This window comes from Polyangium fumosum, assembly GCF_005144585.1.
In the GTDB taxonomy this organism is placed as follows: Bacteria; Myxococcota_A; Polyangia; order Polyangiales; family Polyangiaceae; genus Polyangium; species Polyangium fumosum.
This window is the reverse complement of sequence record NZ_SSMQ01000056.1, coordinates 1-17,658: the sequence shown is the minus strand read 5'-3', so window position 1 is coordinate 17,658 and position 17,658 is coordinate 1. Positions and strand designations below refer to the sequence as shown.

General features: G+C 67.6%; 15 protein-coding genes and 1 pseudogene. 5 read left to right on the top strand and 11 right to left on the bottom strand.

Going from position 1 to position 17,658, the window contains the following annotated elements; all coding sequences use genetic code 11:
- Window positions 1-82 precede the first annotated feature (82 nt).
- Window positions 83-1,573, bottom strand: a complete 1,491-nt coding sequence (locus E8A74_RS37660; RefSeq protein ID WP_170229667.1) for a nitrilase-related carbon-nitrogen hydrolase — start codon at window positions 1,571-1,573, stop codon at window positions 83-85.
- A gap of 95 nt (window positions 1,574-1,668) precedes the next feature.
- Here E8A74_RS37660 and E8A74_RS37655 point away from each other — a divergent pair, with 95 nt between their 5' ends.
- The 3 genes from E8A74_RS37655 (at window position 1,669) to E8A74_RS37645 (ending at window position 3,648) form a co-directional block, all read left to right on the top strand.
- Window positions 1,669-2,205 carry a PadR family transcriptional regulator gene (locus E8A74_RS37655; RefSeq protein ID WP_136933934.1) on the top strand — a complete coding sequence of 179 codons (537 nt, stop codon included), beginning with the start codon at window positions 1,669-1,671 and terminating at the stop codon, window positions 2,203-2,205.
- A 137-nt stretch (window positions 2,206-2,342) separates the two neighbouring features.
- On the top strand, window positions 2,343-2,897 hold the full coding sequence (locus E8A74_RS37650; RefSeq protein WP_136933933.1) for a hypothetical protein: 555 nt from the start codon (window positions 2,343-2,345) through the stop codon (window positions 2,895-2,897).
- Between the two features lie 7 nt (window positions 2,898-2,904).
- The gene (locus E8A74_RS37645) at window positions 2,905-3,648 is read left to right on the top strand and encodes a ferritin-like domain-containing protein (protein WP_136933932.1); all 744 of its coding nucleotides are present in this window, start codon (window positions 2,905-2,907) and stop codon (window positions 3,646-3,648) included.
- A gap of 40 nt (window positions 3,649-3,688) precedes the next feature.
- Here E8A74_RS37645 and E8A74_RS37640 read toward each other — a convergent pair whose 3' ends face one another.
- On the bottom strand, window positions 3,689-5,050 hold the full coding sequence (locus tag E8A74_RS37640; RefSeq protein ID WP_232379930.1) for a hypothetical protein: 1,362 nt from the start codon (window positions 5,048-5,050) through the stop codon (window positions 3,689-3,691).
- Window positions 5,051-5,273: 223 nt separating this feature from the next.
- Here E8A74_RS37640 and E8A74_RS37635 point away from each other — a divergent pair, with 223 nt between their 5' ends.
- On the top strand, window positions 5,274-6,512 hold the full coding sequence (locus E8A74_RS37635; RefSeq protein ID WP_136933931.1) for a hypothetical protein: 1,239 nt from the start codon (window positions 5,274-5,276) through the stop codon (window positions 6,510-6,512).
- Window positions 6,513-6,554: 42 nt separating this feature from the next.
- Here E8A74_RS37635 and E8A74_RS37630 read toward each other — a convergent pair whose 3' ends face one another.
- From E8A74_RS37630 to E8A74_RS37615, 5 genes are all read right to left on the bottom strand, one after another.
- Window positions 6,555-7,319 (bottom strand): hypothetical protein, encoded by a 765-nt coding sequence (locus tag E8A74_RS37630; protein WP_136933930.1) that lies wholly within the window; start codon window positions 7,317-7,319, stop codon window positions 6,555-6,557.
- A 97-nt stretch (window positions 7,320-7,416) separates the two neighbouring features.
- On the bottom strand, window positions 7,417-10,188 hold the full coding sequence (locus E8A74_RS37625) for a helix-turn-helix domain-containing protein (protein ID WP_136933929.1): 2,772 nt from the start codon (window positions 10,186-10,188) through the stop codon (window positions 7,417-7,419).
- A gap of 131 nt (window positions 10,189-10,319) precedes the next feature.
- Entirely contained in the window at window positions 10,320-12,392 is a 2,073-nt protein-coding gene (locus E8A74_RS37620; protein WP_170229666.1) for an FG-GAP repeat domain-containing protein, read from the bottom strand.
- A 10-nt stretch (window positions 12,393-12,402) separates the two neighbouring features.
- The gene (locus E8A74_RS53190) at window positions 12,403-12,579 is read right to left on the bottom strand and encodes a hypothetical protein (RefSeq protein WP_170229665.1); all 177 of its coding nucleotides are present in this window, start codon (window positions 12,577-12,579) and stop codon (window positions 12,403-12,405) included.
- A gap of 147 nt (window positions 12,580-12,726) precedes the next feature.
- Entirely contained in the window at window positions 12,727-13,350 is a 624-nt protein-coding gene (locus E8A74_RS37615; protein WP_136933927.1) for a hypothetical protein, read from the bottom strand.
- A 423-nt stretch (window positions 13,351-13,773) separates the two neighbouring features.
- On the opposite strand from E8A74_RS37615, the gene E8A74_RS37610 reads away from it, so the two are divergent.
- A complete protein-coding gene (locus E8A74_RS37610) occupies window positions 13,774-14,631 on the top strand; it encodes an alpha/beta fold hydrolase (protein ID WP_136933926.1) in 858 nt (285 codons plus the stop codon).
- On the opposite strand, the gene E8A74_RS37605 is transcribed toward E8A74_RS37610, so the two are convergent.
- The 4 genes and pseudogenes from E8A74_RS37605 to E8A74_RS54280 all read right to left on the bottom strand — a co-directional run.
- Window positions 14,606-15,286 (bottom strand): TetR/AcrR family transcriptional regulator, encoded by a 681-nt coding sequence (locus E8A74_RS37605; protein ID WP_136933925.1) that lies wholly within the window; start codon window positions 15,284-15,286, stop codon window positions 14,606-14,608. The genes E8A74_RS37610 and E8A74_RS37605 overlap by 26 nt on opposite strands.
- A gap of 143 nt (window positions 15,287-15,429) precedes the next feature.
- Window positions 15,430-15,936: a hypothetical protein gene (locus tag E8A74_RS37600; protein WP_136933924.1), complete on the bottom strand. Its 507-nt coding sequence runs from the start codon at window positions 15,934-15,936 to the stop codon at window positions 15,430-15,432.
- A 187-nt stretch (window positions 15,937-16,123) separates the two neighbouring features.
- Complete coding sequence (locus E8A74_RS37595; RefSeq protein ID WP_211365539.1) at window positions 16,124-17,236, bottom strand: threonine aldolase family protein; 1,113 nt, start codon at window positions 17,234-17,236, stop codon at window positions 16,124-16,126.
- A 130-nt stretch (window positions 17,237-17,366) separates the two neighbouring features.
- Window positions 17,367-17,658: pseudogene (locus E8A74_RS54280) on the bottom strand (hypothetical protein); the annotation flags it as partial.

Sequence of the window (17,658 nt, the reverse complement as noted above, 5' to 3'; positions counted from 1 at the left end):
TCGCCGGCATGGGGTGCGTGTCGACGACGGCGCGTACGAAGGCGTGCCACGGCTCGGCGCTCGTGTCGGTGCTCGGTGCAGTTCATCGACTTTGCTCGCCCCGCCGCCGAAGAGCCGACCCGATTGCGCTGGTTGTGAGGGCTGCGAGCGCGAGGGCGCAGAGGGAAGCAAAAACGTCGCCGTATCTGGCGTAAAGGGTCGCGCGGCCCGCCATCGGCGCGTCGGCGTACAAGATGGCGCCAGGCGAGGCGAAGGAATCGTTCGACCCGAGGCGCACGCCGCGCGCGTCGGTCGCGACCGACAGGCCGTTGCTCGCGGCCCGCACGAGACTGAAGCCGCCCTCGATCGCGCGGAACACCGTCATCTCGCCGTGCAGCGGCGTGATCGCGCGCCAATCGTTGGCCGGCACGAGCAGCAGATCGACGCCGCGCTGCGAAGCCTGGCGGCCGAGCGCGGGGAAGTCGGCGTCGAAGCAGATGATCACGCCGAGGCGTCCGTACGGCGTGTCGAGCGTTTGCACCTCGCCCTTGCCCGCGACGATCGGCTCGCCAGGCACCGGGATCGATTTCACGTATTCGAACGCGAGGCGGCCCTCGGGCGTGAACACCATCGCCTTGTTGGTCATCAGCGCGTTGGGATCCCGGGGGACCTGGAGGGCGCCGGCGACGAGATGGACGTCGTGTTGGCGAGCGAAGTCCTGGGCGCGCGCGACGAACGCGGGCTCGAGTCCTTCGTCGTATTGCGCCGCGCCTTCGTACCAGACGATCACCCGCGCGCCCTTTTGTGCGGCGGTTTTGGACATCTCGAAGAGGACGTCGAGACGTGCGCGGCTGTGTTCGGCGCGGCAGGTGGTGTCCTCGCGTGAGGCGCAGCCTTGGAAGAAGAGGTCACTCAGGGTCGAAGGATTGCTGAGCGCTGCGACGCGCACGGTTGGACGCGGGGGCAGGGGCGTATACCGGGCCCAGGTGCCGTAACCGAGCGCGAGGAGCAAGCATCCGCCGAACGCAGCGAGCGCTCGGTTCTCGCGAGGCGCGCGAGATTCGAAGAGCCCCTGCACTGCGCTTCCGAACCACGCAACGAAGAACGCGACGCCCCACAGCCCCGTCACCGACGCGAGCTCCGAGAGCAGCAGGAAATCGAGCTCGACGTACGCGTCGTTCGCCCACGTGCCGAACGGGCTGCCGAGAGAGACCACGTAGAGAAGCGTGACATTTGCCGCAGGGAACACGAGGGAGCCCGGTACGCCTCCGAGGCGCGGGGCCACGAGGCGGTGCAGCAAATAAGGGATCGCGCCGAACAGGCCGGAGATCACGCTCGTGACGGCGTACTCCACGTCCGGCATGGGAATGGCGCCTCGGAACGTGACGAAGGAGGCGACGGCGCACGCGACCGCCGTCACGGCGAATCCGGAGCGCGGCGGCGACATCATCACGAAGCGCAACATCAAAGCCGGCGCGACCCACGCCGCGACGACGTTGGCGTGAACGCCGTTGGAGAAGCAGAGCGCGAGCGTACCGAGGGCGAGGATCACCCAGCGCATGGGCTCGGAAGAAGGCGTCTTCAGCGAAGGCATCGCGACCACATATGCACCTTGTGGCATAGGTCCTAGCATCCGGCGTCGGGATATGCAACTCTGTGCATACGTAGACCGATCGGAGGAGCCTCGCCTTGTCCCTGAAGCATTTGATCCTGGCCGTCGTCGGCGCGCGCCCGTCCACGGGCTACGAGATCACGAAGGAGTTCGACGAAGTCGCCGGTTTCTACTGGCGCGCGACACACCAGCAGGTGTATCGCGAGCTCGCGACGCTCGCCGAGGCGGGGCTCGTGCGATTCAAGGAAGTCGCGCAGCAGGGCAAGCCGGACAAGAAGGTGTACACGATCACGGCGAAAGGCCGGCGTGCGTTCGCCGACTGGTTTCGCGAGCCGCCCGAGGCGCCCCGGCACGCCGACCCGCTGATGATCAAGTTTTTCGCGGCCGAGCTTGTCGGCATCGAGGATCTACGTGCCCAGCTCGCGCTCGCGCGTGAGCACCATGCGGCGCTGCTCGCCACCTACGAGGCGATCGCGGCGCAGCACTATGCGGAGCCGGTCGACACGATGCCGCGGTGGAAAAAAATGATCTATCTGACGCTGCGCCTCGGCATCACGCGTGAGCGCGCGTGGTTGAGCTGGGCGGACGAGAGTGAGCGCGTGCTGCGGGCGTGAGGAAGGCCAGCGCTCGAATTCCCACGGCACATCAGGAACCCGGCGCCGCTGAACGCACGGTTGTTGCATGGCTCGTCCCGTCGAGCCTATTCTCGCGCCCGTTGCGCCATCTTGCGCCATCCTTGGAGAGAACGACCATGCCTCTTCCCCGCAAGCAGAAGCCTCGACGAAAGCCCTTCGTCATTACCTTTGCCCAGGTGGCGACCGTCGCGTTGTTGCCCGGTTGTATCGAGACGACCGTCACGTCGAACCCGCCTCCCACCGAGGCGCCTTCCTGTCCTCCCGAGCAGCCGTTGCAGGGAGAGGCTTGTAGCGGCGACCTCACGTGCGACTACGAGTTCAATGTCGGCTGCGGTCCTCAACCCGCAAAGGCCACGTGCAAAGACGACGTCTGGGTCGTCGATGCGGGGATTCCGTGCAATCCCCCGATCCCGCCCGACAATCCCCCGGACACGTGCCAGGCCCTCGCGACCGAGGCGGAGTGCAGCGCGACCGAGGACTGCCGCTGGCTCGTCCCGGGCTGCGAGCCTCCCCTTCTTCCGCAGGCTGGCTGTTTTGCCAAGGTGGACTGCGTCGGCGTCACGTGTGGCGACGACAAGACGTGCCAGGAAGCGGTCATCGATCCCTGCTACAACCTGGCGTGCGACGCTTGCGGCATGACCGTTTCGGTATGCCTATCGCCGAGCCCCTGAACCTGCCATGCCCTCGCCCTCCTCGAAGCGCGCTCCACGCGCCGCCGCGAGCAACGCGGTCCGCGCCGAATGGCTCCGCCGCGTGCACGCCGAATACCGCTCGGCTGCGATCACGCAGCACCTGACGCTCTGGCTCATCCAGCTCGGCGTCTCGCCCGACCTCATCCACGACGGTCTACGTATCGTCAAGGACGAGCTCGCCCACGCCCGCATGAGCCACGCGACATACCGAGCGGCCGGCGGAAAGGAGGCGCCTGTCCTCGCCCAGGAGACGCTCGGGCTGCGCCGCAGTTCGTCGGAGCCCCTTCACCTGGCCGCGGCGCGCGCAGGGATCGAGGTGTTTTGCCTGGGCGAAACGGTGGCGGTGCCGCTGTTCAAGGTGCTGCGCGAAGGGTGCACCGTACCCCAAGCGCGGCGCACGCTCGACCGCGTATTGCGCGACGAGGTCCGGCACCGGGACTTCGGCTGGAGCATGCTCGACCATTTCCTCGAATTTCCCTTTGCCGACGATGTGCGACGCCTCGTCGATGCCGAGCTGCCGGCGATGTTCGGGCGCCTGCAGCGGAACTACGCGCCACCCAGCGCAAAGGGAAATGACGCGATTGCCGCGGAGGATCGTGCCTGGGGGCTCATGCCTCCGGCGCGGTACGGCAAGATCGTGGAGCGAACGCTGGAGCGTGATTATGCGCCTCGTTTCGCTGCGCGCGGATTCGACGCCGTCCGCGCGTTCGAGGCTGGTCGGGGAGGCTGAGAGGCCGTCGGTCGGATCGCAGGACCCGTCCGGTTTCCGATCAGGAATCGTAGCCGTAATTGCCGTCGAGGACGAGGACCACGCCGCTATCCGGGTAGAAGAGCACGACGCGCGTGATGTTGTCGGTGCAGTTGTGGCACGAGACCTGCTCGCTGTAGTGCCACGCCTCGATGTTGCCGCCGCCCGCGAACGCGTCGATCGCGGCGAGCAGGGCGCTGCCGCCGTTCGATCCGAAGAACGTGGTCGAAGAGAGGCCGGCGCGATCGGTGAACGTGCCGTATTCGACGGCCGGCTGGTTCTGATCCGTCGAGGCGATTTCGTCGATCACGCTCGCGATCGTGATCGGCGATTCCGGGCACTCCGGCGTGTCGTAGGCGGCGACGGGCTGGAGGTTGCGCCAGTTGTAGCCGGTCGATCCCTGGTTCCACGCCGCGCGTGCCGGTTCGAGCGAGGCAGCGTCGAGCGGGGAGAGCGAGAGGGGCTCCTGGTTCACGTCACACGCATTCGCATAGACGCAGCGCTGCACCTGGCGGTAGGTGCCACACGCCGCGAAGTCGGTCGTGCCCGCGGGTTGGCTGTGGTAGCAGCTATAAACGGCCGGCTCACACGGGGGCGTCTGCCATACTTCGTAGGGGTCGCCGGAGGTGAGGGCGAGGCCCGTCACGCGCGCGACGAGGCGCGCCGTCTTGTTCGCGACGGTGCCGTTGGGGCGCGTCGCGCTGAAGGAGAGGTGCTGCGTGTGCGGATCGATGGCGTCGTGCAGATTCGCGTATGACCAGTCGAGGCGGTAGCTATTCGCGTCGACGGGGAAGACCGACGGCGCGCCGTCGGGCGCCGTGACGGTGAGCGGGTTTCCGAGCACGTCGACGCCGCCGCGATAGACGACGTTATCGATGCCGTTGACGGCGTAGAAGGGCTGCACGACCTCGTCGATCCAGAGGTCACTCGCCCCGAGGAAATCGTAAAAACGCGCCCCGATCTCGACGCGGGCGGTGTACTGGTTGGGCGTGCCCGTGAAGGTGTTGATGGAGACGAAGAGCGGCAGGCCCGAGAGCAAGCTATTCAGCTCGTGGCCCTCGTGGATCACGACTTCGAGCCGGCGCTCGCTGATGATGTTCGCTTGCCCGAAGGCGTCATCGGGCACGAAGCTGAACACGTTCTTCAGGTAGCGGTTCGCGGTGCCGCGAAAAATGAGGGCGCGGACGCCGTCGCGCTCTTCGAAAGTGCCGAGCGTCTCGAAGGAGAAGTCGAGGTCTCCCTCCGAGGCATAGATTCGGGTCGCCGCAGCGGCGGAGGCGGCCGACCCCGTCTCCTCCGGCAGCGTAGAATCCTGCGCAGCACACGCGGGCACGGCGAGGGCAGCCAGGAGACCGATTGCAAGGAAGCGCGATTTGTTCATCATGTCATCTCCAGGGTGAGGGGACCTTTTATTGCTCATGAGCATCGGCATGGCAAGGGCGCCGCGTGTGGTATGAGGAGGTGGCCAGGAGGGCGCATCCCATTCTTCCGCAGCGAATTCGTTAAGGATGGCCGGACGTGTCCGACGGGCGGGCCGATACATCGATCGCAACCCGCCGCAGCGCAGCAAGGTAGCGTTTGTGGGCGGGAACTGATTGTATCTCGGCATGTACGTGTTGCGGTTCAGCACGATCGCCGTGGCGATCGTGCTCGTGGGTTGTGGCGGGAGTTCAGCGCCGGTCGCCGAGGAGCCGGCGCCGGTCGTCGTGGCGGCGCGGCCTGCGCCTACGCCTGCGCCGGAGCCGGTGCCCCCCGCGCCCGTCCCGCCTCCGCCGCCGGCCGAGAAGCCCGCGGCGCCGGTGCTGGAGCGCGCCGAGCCCCAAGGTGCGCCGCTTTCCGCGCCGCTCGCGGGCAGCGTGCTGGTATGGGTCGATGCGCCGTTTTACCTGGCGGCGATGGAGGACGCGCCGCGGCTCCAGCTCGCGAAGCTCGATGCGCGCAAGGATCACGTCGCGGAGGCGGTGCCGATGCGGGTGGTCGCGGCGAAGGGGGCATTCGTCGAGGTCGAGCCGCCGTTCCTCGACGGTGCGCAAAACGATGTCACCAACTGCGCGTGGTTCCACCTGCGGAGCCAGTTCGATGTCGAGCGGCTCCGGCTGTTCGTGAAGCGCGAGGATCTCGCGCCGGTCGTCACGACGAAATTCACGGCGTCCTACCCCGACGGAAGCAAGATCGAGGTGTTGCCCGGAGCGCCGATCGTGCCGCTCGCGGACGGGCGCTCGCTCGTCGGGTTCACGTTCGCGTGGCTGCCGGTCGTGTTGCCCGCGGCGTCGATCGGGCACGCGTACCTCACGCCGCCGAAGGAGACGTGGGAGACATTCGAGCCGAAGTTCGCGCTGCACGCGAAGGACGTAGGCTTCGCCGAGACGCGCGTGCCGCTGCGGATCTGGCTGATGGCGCCGCTGGCCGCGACGGTCGAGCCGAAGGGTGCGCAGGTCGGGTTTCCGTTGTCGGGCCCGTGTGGCTCGGCGACGGTGCTCGCGGCGAAGGCCGAGGTCAGAGCGTACGAAGCGCCCGGTCCCGGGCCAAGCGGGGGCGTGGGTTTCGGATTCGGTGGGGTGCTCGGCGTGGAGCGCTGGTATCTCGCGGCGGGCACCGCGCTCGCCGCCGAGACGGGGCACGTCGTCACGAAGGTGCGGCGCGAGATCAACGTCCCGAAGCCCGCGGCCGGGGCGAAGGAGGTGTGCATCGAGCGGAGCGCGTTCCTCTCATCGCCCTATCTGGGCGCGCCGAAGGTCGATCGCGTCGAGGGCGGGAAATTGAGGCTGTGCGCGCCGACGCGCGTGGTGAAGCACGAGGCGGCGAAGCGCTTCCTCGGCGGGGGCGCCCGGCTCGAGGCGCGTTGAGGGCGCCGCGGGTAGGTGGCGAAGCCGCGCCCTTCGCTCGCTTCACCAGCTCGCCCTGAGCGAGCCGTCGTCGCCGACGACCAGCGTCGTCGTCTCTGCCGGGTCGAGCCGCGCATAAATCGCGTACTGGCGCTCTTCATAACTCCCGTCCGAGAGCGGCGTGGTCTCGCTGATGTCGCTGCGGGCGATGAAGCGAGTGGCATTCACGGCCGCGTGGGGGAGCTTCGGGAGGATCCGATTGTCCGCAATCTTGCCGTTCGCGATGCATTGATAGTCATGGGAGATGGTCGCCGTCGTCTTGCCGGACGCCGTCTTGAACATGCCGTTGAAGGTCACCCAGCATTGCCCGTTGTACCAGGCAGGGGTGACATACGCCGTTCCGTACACGACCGGATTCTTGGCATTGGTCCCGGTCCCATATTTGAGCTGTGCCAAGCCGTTCACTGCCATGGGGACGCTGAAATCGTACGCGTCGCCCAGCACGTTGCTCTGCTCGTACACGGGGATCGTGGCGCCCTGCCAGGCTCCACAACCGCTCGTTCCGCACGATCGTTGACGCATGCCCAGCACGAAGTTGCCGAACGTGGCAGGCTTCGAGCTGTACTTGGTGCGAATCTGCGTCGCCGTGAGCGCGCCGGTCGTGATGTTGCTCTCGAACAGCTCCTCGGTCCCGGTGGTGATCGCCGACGCGCTGCTCGACACCGTCTCGTCGAGCGCGTCTTCCATCTCGTCCTCCGCGCCCGGCGAGGCCACGCAAGCAAGGGGAGCCAGGGCAAGGAGCATACACAGACCAGCAAAACGAGACATGGTGCCTCCGTTATCGATTTCCGCGCTGCAAGAGAGCGCGTTGGGTTGACGGAGAGCACTATGCACCTCGGTCGGGCGCGCTTCCGGTTACGGGCGGTTACATCGCGCGCGCGCCGAGGCGGCCGAGGCGCACGGGCGCGCCGAGGCGGTAGCCGTCTCCGTCGCGGAGGAGCAGCGCCGGCTCTTTCGGGTTTTCTTCCAGCACCTGCCGCATCCGGTGGACAGCGACCTGGAGTCGCTTGTCATCGCGGTGCGGATGGTAGCTCGCGAGGCCCCACGCGCCGAGGACCAGGTCCTGCTTCGTCGCGCGCCCGCCGCCGCGCACGAGGACCTCCAGGATGCGCACGTGCAGGTCCGCCGACGACAGGTCCACCTGCTTGCCCGAGGGCAGCCGCAGGGTGCGTTGTTCGAGGTCGAGCACCACCACCACCAGATCCTCACTCCTCGTCACCGCGTGGGTCGAGCGCTCCACGATTCTTCGGTCCAAGGCGTCGAGCGTGACCTCGCGTCCGAGAAGCCCTCGCGCCCGCCGGCGCACGACGGGCGAGGCCGGGTCTTCGGCCATCTCCAGGAGGACGGCCGGGTCCCTCCGGTCCGAGACGAGCCACGTCGCGAGGCGCGCCTCCGCGGCGAGGCGCGCCGAGCCGAGTCGCTCCGCGGCCTGCGCAAGCATGCGCGCGATGAGCTCGACGAGCGTGCGCGCGCTCGTGCCCCGCGCCGCGCGGAGGAGGCGGACGTCGAGCAGGAGGGCGAGCAGGTTCGCCTCTTCGATCGCGAAGCCCTCGCGCTGGGCGATATCCAGCGCGCCTTCGAGGATGCCGTCGGCCTGATCGAGCTCCTCCCGGGCGATCGCAGCCTCCGCCTCCGCGCGTCGCGCGACGAGCCCGACGTCGGTCGGCAGGTCCGGCGGCGCCGTGAACGAGGCCGTCGCCGCGCCGCGACGTGCCGCGACGATCCCCTGCCACGCCTCGTGCAGCACCCGCGCCGTTCCTTCCGGGACCGCCATGCCGGCCGGCAGATCCGCGAGCGCGGCAGGCGGCGCATGCGTGACGTCGACGGCCGCCTTGGCGCAAAGGGCCCACACGACGAGCTCCGGCAACTTGAAGAGCGGGGCGTCGAAGGCGAGCTCGCGCGCGAGCTCCTCCAGGCCTTGCCCGGGGCCCGCGAAGAGGCGCAACCGGAGCGTGTTGTACCGGTGGACGAAGCGCAGGTAGACGGATTCGTCGATGAAGGGCTCGACGCGATCGAGGAGACGCTGCCCCAGGCCAAAGCGTCCGCGCTCGACCGCCAGCGCGAGATGCGCGAAGAGCTCGGTCGGGCGACAATCGGCGGGCGGCTCGCCGGGGCCGAGCACGCGTTCGAGCTCGCGGAAGCGGGAAGACGCGAGGAGCGCCGAGGCGAGCGTGGCGCGCAGCCGGCGGCGCTCCTCGACCCGGAGGCCCTGGAGCTGGTCCGGCATGGACGCGAGCATGTCCGTCGCGCGGGCGAAGTCGCCGCGCAACATGAGCGCGGTCGCGAGCCGCAGGTCGCGATCGATCCGCTGGGAGGGATTGTGGACCTCGATCCGTTCGAGCAAGGCGACCGACGCGTCGACCTCCGCCGTGTGGCGGAGGATGTCGGCGAGGAGCAACGCCGCGTCCGTCTGGACGTCGAGCGGCCCGTGCTCCGCGAGCGCGCGGGCCGTGTCGCGCGCCTGCGCGACGGCGGCGCCATGCACGAGCAACCTGCACCAGAGCAGGCGCACGTGGGGATCGGCGGGCTCGGGCAGGGCCGTGGCCCATGCGAGCGACGCGCCCCCGTGGATCCAGTCGGCGCAGCCGAGCCGATGCCCGAGCAGGGCCGGGCTTTCGAGGCGGCCGAGCAGCTCGAAGAGCCCCTCGGCATACCCAGCCGCGCAGAGCGTGAACAGGCGCTCGTCGAGCAGCGATGCGCCGAGCGCCGCGTCGCCCTCCTCGATGGCGAGCCGCACGGCCTCGAACGCCGCGGCAGGGCCCTCGGTGTGGAGGACCAGCGAAAGCGCGATACGCCGCGCCTCGGCGTCGAGGGGCTCGGTGTCCACCAGCGAGCGCAGGCGATCGTCGAGACGAACCCCGCCCGCCGTGAGCCGGATCAGCCCGCGTTCGTCGAGCTCGCGCGCGACGTGCGCGGGCAACGCGACCGCGAAGCGGAGGACCCGCAAGGCTTGCACGGCGCGTTTCGCCTCGTCGCCGAGGTCGACGAGCAGCGACCCGCCCGGATCGGCGCCCTGCGAGAGGACCAAGCGGCGGGCGCGGAAGGGGGAGCCCATGGCCTCGCGCGCGAGGGCCGCCGCCTCGGGGGCGGAGCGCAAGGGCGCGCAGCGACGCACGAGCCGGACGAGGTCGTCCTCGGGGAGCGGCTCGATGCGGAGCGCCTTGTCCGCGAGCTCCTCGTGGCGGGGGCGCGTGCGTGTCATCACGACGAAACGGCTCGCGCGCGCGTGACGGCTGATCGATAAGAGCAACCGTTCCGTGAGGTCGTGATCGACCGCGTGGAGGTCGTCGACGAGGACGACGGCGCGGGCGCGCTCGGCGAGCTCGATGTTCAGCAGGATGAGATCGGCGCGCGAGCGCCCCTGCGCCAGCCATTCGACCGTCTCTCCGGCGAGCCCGGCGAGGCACCGCCCGAGGCCGATGAGGAAGGTCGTGTCCTCGGGCGTGTCGAGCGCCGAGTGATAGGCGGCGCGTGAGAATCGAAGGTCCGCGGCGACGCGCAGCGCGAGCCCCGTCTTGCCGAGGCCGACCGGGCCCCAAAGGATGGAGAGGGGGCTTTGCGTGAGCCGCTCGCAGAGCCACGCGCGCTCGTCCGTTCGGCCTTCGAAGACCTCCGGGGGATTCGGCAGGTGGTACATGCGCCGAGGGTGCGATGGGCGGTCGGCAGCCGCAATCTCGTCCCTCGGCAGAAGCGGGCCGCGGCGCCGCGCCCTTCATTGGGGCGCCATGGGGCTCCGTAGAGGTGGATGGTATCGGTTCCTCCTTGCCGTTACGGTGGACAGCCCTTGTTGAGCATGACGGTCACGGCGTTGCCCCCGTCGATGGCGAGGGCGATGTCGAGCTTGCCGTCGTCATTCAGGTCCCCGAGTGCCCCCGCCTGGGGCGTGAGCACGGCGATATAGACGAGCGCGGGGGCGAACGTGCCTTCGCCGGTATTGAAGAGCAGTTGGACTGTGCCGGTGGCCGAGGAAATGATCAGGTCGAGCTTCCCATCCTCGTTCATGTCTCCCGCCGCGATGGACCTGGCTAGCTCGATCGGGAAGTAGCTCGTCGCGTGGAAGGCCCCGTCGCCCTGGTTGAGCAGCACGCTGAGGGTGCCGTCGCCGCGATTGGTGACGGCGAGATCGAGCTTGCCGTCGCCATTCAGATCCGCGATCGCCACGGCGGCGGGCGCCTTGCCCACGGCGTGAGCGATGGGGGCGGCGAACGTCCCGTCGCCTTCGTTGAAGAACACGCTCACTTTGTGGTCCGTGGCGCAGGCGACGGCGAGATCGAGCTTGCCGTCGCCGTTCAGATCGCCCGCAGCGACGGCATTGGGGGGCGACTGCGTGACGAGATGGATCGCGCCGTCGAACGTGCCGTTTCCCTTGTTGAAGAGAACGCTCACGCTGGGGCTCGACGTGTTGGCGGCGACGAGATCGAGCTTGTCGTCCCCATTCAGATCGCCGATCACGATCGAGTTGGGCTTCGACTCCACCTCGTAGCCGACCGGGGCCGCGAAGGCTCCATCGTCCGTGGCGAGCAGGACGCTCACCGTGCCGGTGGACTGGTTCGTGACGGCGAGATCGAGCTTGCCGTCCCCGTTCAGATCCCCCATGGCCACCGAGCTGGGCGTGGACCCTGCGGCGGAGACGACCGGCGCGGTGAAGGTGCCGTCGCCGGCGTTGTGCAGGACGGTCACGTTGTTCTCACCGGAATGGGAGACCACGAGGTCGAGCTTGCCGTCCCCATTCAGATCGCCCATGGCTGCCGTGGCAGGCGTCTCGGAGGGCCACAGCACCGGCGCAGTCGAGATCGGGTAGCGCGTCGGCGCGGCGAAGGCGCCGCCGCCGGTGTTCCAGACGAGGCCCACGGCGCCGTGGTCGAGGACGAGATCGGGCTCTCCGTCGCCGTTCATGTCCGCGACATCGATGCGCCCGCTCCCGGAAGCGTAATGGACCGCGGGCGCGAAGGAGCCATCACCGGCGCCGAAGAGCACATCCACGCCGTCGCGGTTCAACACCGAGACGATATCGCGCGCTCCGTCGCCGTTCACGTCGGCGATGGCCAGGCTGGAGCCGGTCGTGACCGGATGGTCGACGCGCGCGGCGAATGTGCCGTCTCCGGCACCGAGCAGCACGCTCACGAACTCTTTGGGATAGCCGGCGACGACGAGGTCCAACGCTCCATCGCCGTTCAGATCCGATATCGCCACATCGGTGACGACATGGGGATACCCGAGGTCGACCAACGGCGCGAACGTCCCATCGCCCGTGTTGAAGAGCACGCCGACGCTGTGTTCGCTGACGGTGATGTCGAGCGCGCCGTCCCCGTTCAGATCCCCGAGCCTGATCGACCCGACGTTGGCAAAGATCTCGAACTCGTACGCCGCGCCGGCGAAGAAGGACCCGTCACCGGCGTTGAGCAGCGTGGTCACGCCGGCGATCGTGACGGAAAAGGGGCCGCCGCCGGTCTTGGTGGACACGGTGATGTCGAGCATTCCGTCGCCGTTCAGGTCTCCCAGCGCCACGTGCTCGTACGCCGCGACCCCTGCGATCGGGACATCAACCGCGGCGCCGAAGGTGCCGTCGCCGGCGTCGAGCATCACCCTCACTCCCCCAACGACATTGAAGACGAGATCGAGCTTCGTGTCGCCGTTCAGATCGCCGAGCGCCCAATCGTAAAACACCGCCCCCACGTCGTGGCTCACCGGAGCGGCGAAGGTACCGCCGCCGGTGTTGATGTGTACGCGCACGCTGGTGCCCTCGTGGGAGACGATATCGGGCTTCCCATCGCCGTTCAGATCCGCCACCCGCGCGTCGCCGACGCCGGTCATCATGGGCGGCGCGGGCAGCTCGGGCACACAGAATGGTTCACCGGCGCCGCTCCCCCCGCTGCCGGAGCTTGCGCTGCTGGAACTGGAACTGCTGGCGCTGCTGGAGCTTGCGCTGCTTGCGCTGGAGGCCGTTGTGGCATCGCTCCCGCCCATGCCACCGCTGGAGGTCGAGGCGCCCCCGCCCGCGCCGCCGATGTCCACCGTCGGCGTGCATCCCGCGGACGTCGCGAGCATCGACATGGCTAAGCAGACCCAGCGCATGATCCCTCCATCGACATCCCCGCAAGGGTACGAGCTGTGCTCTTCCGTTGGCAAGTGCTGCAATTGCTTGCTCCTCGGAGGGCCCGCGATACTGAAATCGTCACTCCCCCGATCCGCTGGCGCACACGCGGGCTGGACACATCACCGCGACGTGGGAGCCCGAGGCGAGCGCGTTGGGAGATGCCTTGCCTGTCCCCACGAAACGCAGCACGCGCGGCATTTCCGCGGGGCACACCGCCAGCAGCTCCGGATTCCCGATCGGCGGCTCGTGCGCTGGGTCGATGTAGCAGAAGCCATGGACGGGGTGGTCGTCGACGATGGGGGGATTCGATGTGTCGGTCCGACACCCCTCCGCCGCGGCGCCGCTGAGCTGAGGAATCTCGCAGAAGCAGTTCCAATCGAGCTCGCGCGCGAGGTCCGTCTCGCGCAGCATCCCGAGAGCCGCCTCGTGTTCGGGCGCCACGGGGATGCGCGCCGCGGCCGCATCGCAGGCGCAGGTATCGGACACGTGCTCGGCGACGATCACGGCGCACGCCGATTCTCCCGAAGAAAGCAGCGGCGGCGCCGATGACAGGCATCGGCCCCCGATGGAAATGTTCGAGGGGGGCACCGCCATGAGCTCCATCGAGAACTCCGGATCACAACGATCGAGGTGGACGTCGGCAGAACAGCCGAGGGGAGAAAGCAGCGGGGCGACGAAGAGCAAGGCAATCGATACGCGCATGCCAAAAGCTCATGCACGAAACGTTCCTTTGCACGGGCTCTGCGTCTCGCGGATGTTGATGCAACCGGGTTGAGGATTCGAGCGCAGACCGCCAACCGCGGGTGGCGGCGCGCGCGATGGAGCGTCGGCCGGGAACAGCATCCTTCTGCCCCACACGAGCGGTCGGATGTTGGCCTTGTATCCTAAAATTTGACCGACGGGTCAAATTGTTAATCGCCTGGACAACACGCGCGCGCTGCCTCATGCTTGGCCTCGTCGTACGGTTCGGAGGACGTCGTGTCCCGGCGGCGCGCGGAACACGTGCGCGTCGTCGTCGATGCAACATTCGCATTCTTTGCTTCCACGGCTCGACTTCGTTTCGGGTGATGGTGACGTGTGCGCGGCTCGTCCAGCGCCGGGCCATCCCCGTCCAGGAGGATCCTTATGTCGAAAGTCTTACTGCTTGCGCTCACGGTCGCTGCGTCTTCGTTGCTCGGTTGTACCGCCGAAGACGCGGACGAACCAGAGGCCCCGGCTCTGCCGAGCGAGCCTGTCGACCACTGGTTCTCGGCGAGAGATGGAATCAAGCTGCATTACGTGGAGTACGCAGGGACCGGCTCCCCCGTCGTCCTCGTGCACGGCTTCCTGGGATCGGCGGAGGGGAACTGGATCGCGCCCGGGATCTCCAGCGCAATCGCGTCACGTCATCGGGTCGTGCTGCTCGATCAGCGGGGGCATGGCGAGAGTGACAAACCGAAAGACGTGGCGGCGTACGGCGAACGCATGCTGACCGACGTGATCGAGCTGCTCGATCACCTCGACATCCCTCGGGCTCACATCGGCGGCTATTCGATGGGGGGTGCGATCACGCTTGGATTGATGGACCGCGCGCCGGAGCGATTCCTCACGGCGAGCCTCGGCGCCATGGGCCTCGAAGAGACAGAGGAGGTCATCCGAGCGGAGGCCGAGGCGATGGACCCGCAAGGGACCGATCCCGATGAGGAAAAGCTCCTCGAATTGGCCATGGGCGGCGAGCCGCCGGATCCGCTCGTCGTGGAAGCCATCGCGAAGGGGCACGGCACGTGGTGGCCGCCGCCGGTCGATCTGCGCGCGATCGAGTTTCCGGTATTGTCGATCATCGGAGAATTCGACAAGCCCTACTCCACCACATCGCGTTTGCGGCGGGAGCTACCGGACCTCGAGGCCGTCATCGTGCCGGGTCGGACGCATCTGACGACGATCATCGACCCGATGCTCCGGGATCGCCTCTCGTCGTTCATCGACGCCCACGACGCGCCTTAGGCGGCGGAGCGTCGCGCGTCGGTCGACGCCCCCCGACGTCTCGCATCGCCGCGTCGAAGAGCGCCACGAGCTCGCGCGCGGCTTCGCGGAGGTCGACCTTGTCCCCATAAGCGACCCGCTGAAGCAAGACGCAGTCGATCGCGCCGCGGATCGCGAGGGCCATGACGCGCGGCGCGAACGCGCGGAACTCGCCCTCTTTCTGGCCCTGGCGCATGATGCCCTCCAGGAATTCGAGGCCCGGCTCGTGCGCACGCGCGTCGAACGCAGGACGGCCCTCCGGCGTGCGGAGGCCGTTCCAGATCTCGAGCAGCGCTGTGGCATGCGCGGCGTGCGTCTCCACGAACGAGATGCTGCCCTCGATGTAAACGCGCAGCTTGTCCGACGCGCTTGCCTCCTTCATCACCGCAGGCAGGACGAGCTTCGTGACGAGCGTCATCGTCTCGGCATGCACCTGGGCGATCAGGTCTTCTTTTCCCTCGAAATAATACGAGATGACGCCCTTGCTGATCCCCGCCCGCTCGGCGATCGTCGCGAGCGACGCGTGCGCGTACCCGTGGCTGGCGAGCACGGCGATCGTACACTCGATGATCTGCGCACGTCGCGCCTCCTCGATGAAGGTGCGCCGCTCGCCATGGGGCTTGCCTGCCGATGCCATCGGCAGATTGCTCGCACGTCACCGGCGGGATCGTCAAACGGAAGCGGCGCCGGCGCGCGTTTGTACGCGTTCGGAGGGGCGGGGCCCGAGGGCAAAGAGACCACGCGGTAGGCTTTGGGAGGTTTTCCTGCCGCCGGCCCAGCTCACGGCATGGGGGACATCGCCGTCGCGACCTCGCCGCAGCTCCAATCGGTTTCGAGCGGAGCGCAGTTTTCCAGGACGGGAAGTTCGGAGCAGTTGTCGGGCTGGCAGGTAGCGGGCGGCGTCGCCACGTCGCACAGCTCGTGCGCGCCGAGCTCCCAGGGAATCGTCTCGCAGGGGGCGTCGAGGCAACTGCGCGTTCGGTTTTGGACGAGCGCCTTGCCGTCGCCCAAGAACAAAGTGAGCTTGTCGCCCATCCAATTGCCGGGGCCCGGCCGGTCGTGCACTTCGAGCGCTCCGCTCCCGCCTTCGAGCCAGAGTTCACCCGCGCACCCCAGCGTTTCCGGTCCGCCACTACTACAGTCGGCAATGGAGAGGTGAATGCAGTAGGCAGGGCAGGTGAGCTGCACGCCGCAGGCGAAAAGATCGACGTGCGCAGGGACGTCGTTCGGCGGGGTGTCCTCGTTGATTTCACCGTCGCAAGCGACCAAGCCAAGGGGCAGGAGCAAGGAGAGTGCGCCAAGGACAAGGGAGCGGAGAGGAAAAGCGTAACGTGTCATCGTGCGCCGGCCCCAGGCATGAACTGTGCCAATCAAGAATCCGATGATTGAGCCGGTTTTGATGAGGTGTGAGCCGATGTAGAGGTAGGTTGTGGCGCATGAAGGCACATGTTGTGCCCCGTTGTGCACCGGCCTCTCAGGCCGAGCCGGCGGAGGACGGTCGCGAAGGTTGGTGCACCGAGAGGCGCGTGCTCACGAGCGCGAGAATCTCCCGGACCCGCGCGTCGGACAGGGTCGACAACGCTTCGCCCACATACCATTCGATCGCGCTCTGATCCGGCAAGGCGGCATGTTTCGCGCCGCCGAACAGCCAGATGCCGTACTCCGCCGCGAGCTCGTTGCGTATTTCGGTCAGGCGCCCGCGGCCGACCGGGAAATACACATGCAGCATGTTGACGTGTGGCCGCGCCGGATTGACTTGCAGGTGCGGAAAATCGCGCAGTACGTCATACAGTCGTTCGGTGCGATCGAGGTAGGCAGGCATCTTCGCCAGCCGTTCGTCGAAGCGCATCGCCGCCGACACGACATAGGGCGAGCGGCGATAGACGTTTCCGCCCATGCGTTTCATCCACATGTCGGCCTTCGCGATGAAATCCGCGCGGCCGAGCAGCATCGCGCCCGCATGCGCGCCGATGCCCTTGTAAAACGAGACGTAGACCGAATCGAAGCCTTGCGCGATCTCCTTCAGCGAGCGCTTGTAGCCGGCCGATGCTTCCCACAATCTCGCGCCGTCCATGTGCAGGTGAATGCTCCGTTGCCGGCAATGCGCCTTGAGCGCTTCGAGCTCCGCCCAGCCCGGCAACTGTCCGCCGATCTCGCGCATCGGTAATTCATAGAGCGCCGCGCCGATCCGATCGGGCCAGGCCTCGAGGTCGGAGGTGGTCCAGGTGCGGAAAGGATCCCCGACGTGCAGCGACTTGAAATGGTCGAGCAATTGATGGTTGCCTCGCTCGTGCAGCAGCACGTGCGCGGTCGGATGCAGGGCGACCACCTGGCTGCCGGCGGCTTCGCAGGCGAGCCGCAAGGCGACGGATTGCACCATCGTGCCGGTGATGCAGAAGACGGCCTTTTCGAAGCCGAGCAGTTCAGCGATTTTCTTTTCGAAGTCCTGCACGAGCGCGCCCTCGCCGTAGGCGTCATGGGCGATGTCGTTCGCTTCGCACCAGCGCGCCATGGCGGCGAAGTCCTCGGCGGCCGTGGTCGGCTTTTCTCCCGAGAAAAACGTGTGGCAACGCTGGCGCAGTTCCATGGGGTTCATGCGGAGCCTCCGGTCGTCGCAGGTCGATGCAAGAGTGTACCTGCCACACGGTCGTTCGCGAAAGAGGCGGGGCGCCGAAGCCGGAGAGGCGGCGTGTTTGCCGCCCCTCCAGCCTCCTCGTTCACGCCGGCGGGAGCCTCGGGGCCTTTTCCAACCGCCAGACAAAGCCGAGCACGACGACGGCCATGAGGGCGCAATAAGCCGGGAGCGGCCATGCCGTATCCCCAGGCAGCAGGACGACCAGCGTCGTTCCGACGATCCCCACGATGAGGCTCTCGATGCAGTAGAAGTCATCCCATAAACCATCCGGTAGGACCATCGGCTCCAACATCCCACTTTGTGGGATCAATTTAACCAGCGTCGGTCCAGCCGTCGGTACATTTTCACGGCTGGCGACATATGCAGGTGTGGAC

What these genes read in the sequence shown, in the direction of transcription:
- E8A74_RS37615 (WP_136933927.1), bottom strand. Translation starts at nt 13,350, where the DNA reads ATGCGCGTATCGATTGCCTTGCTCTTCGTCGCCCCGCTGCTTTCTCCC.
- E8A74_RS37610 (WP_136933926.1), top strand. Translation starts at nt 13,774, where the DNA reads ATGTCGAAAGTCTTACTGCTTGCGCTCACGGTCGCTGCGTCTTCGTTG.
- E8A74_RS37630 (WP_136933930.1), bottom strand. Translation starts at nt 7,319, where the DNA reads ATGTCTCGTTTTGCTGGTCTGTGTATGCTCCTTGCCCTGGCTCCCCTT.
- E8A74_RS37625 (WP_136933929.1), bottom strand. Translation starts at nt 10,188, where the DNA reads ATGTACCACCTGCCGAATCCCCCGGAGGTCTTCGAAGGCCGAACGGAC.
- E8A74_RS53190 (WP_170229665.1), bottom strand. Translation starts at nt 12,579, where the DNA reads ATGCACGCCGACGGTGGACATCGGCGGCGCGGGCGGGGGCGCCTCGAC.
- E8A74_RS37650 (WP_136933933.1), top strand. Translation starts at nt 2,343, where the DNA reads ATGCCTCTTCCCCGCAAGCAGAAGCCTCGACGAAAGCCCTTCGTCATT.
- E8A74_RS37635 (WP_136933931.1), top strand. Translation starts at nt 5,274, where the DNA reads ATGTACGTGTTGCGGTTCAGCACGATCGCCGTGGCGATCGTGCTCGTG.
- E8A74_RS37595 (WP_211365539.1), bottom strand. Translation starts at nt 17,236, where the DNA reads ATGGAACTGCGCCAGCGTTGCCACACGTTTTTCTCGGGAGAAAAGCCG.
- E8A74_RS37605 (WP_136933925.1), bottom strand. Translation starts at nt 15,286, where the DNA reads ATGGCATCGGCAGGCAAGCCCCATGGCGAGCGGCGCACCTTCATCGAG.
- E8A74_RS37640 (WP_232379930.1), bottom strand. Translation starts at nt 5,050, where the DNA reads ATGATGAACAAATCGCGCTTCCTTGCAATCGGTCTCCTGGCTGCCCTC.
- E8A74_RS37660 (WP_170229667.1), bottom strand. Translation starts at nt 1,573, where the DNA reads ATGCCTTCGCTGAAGACGCCTTCTTCCGAGCCCATGCGCTGGGTGATC.
- E8A74_RS37645 (WP_136933932.1), top strand. Translation starts at nt 2,905, where the DNA reads ATGCCCTCGCCCTCCTCGAAGCGCGCTCCACGCGCCGCCGCGAGCAAC.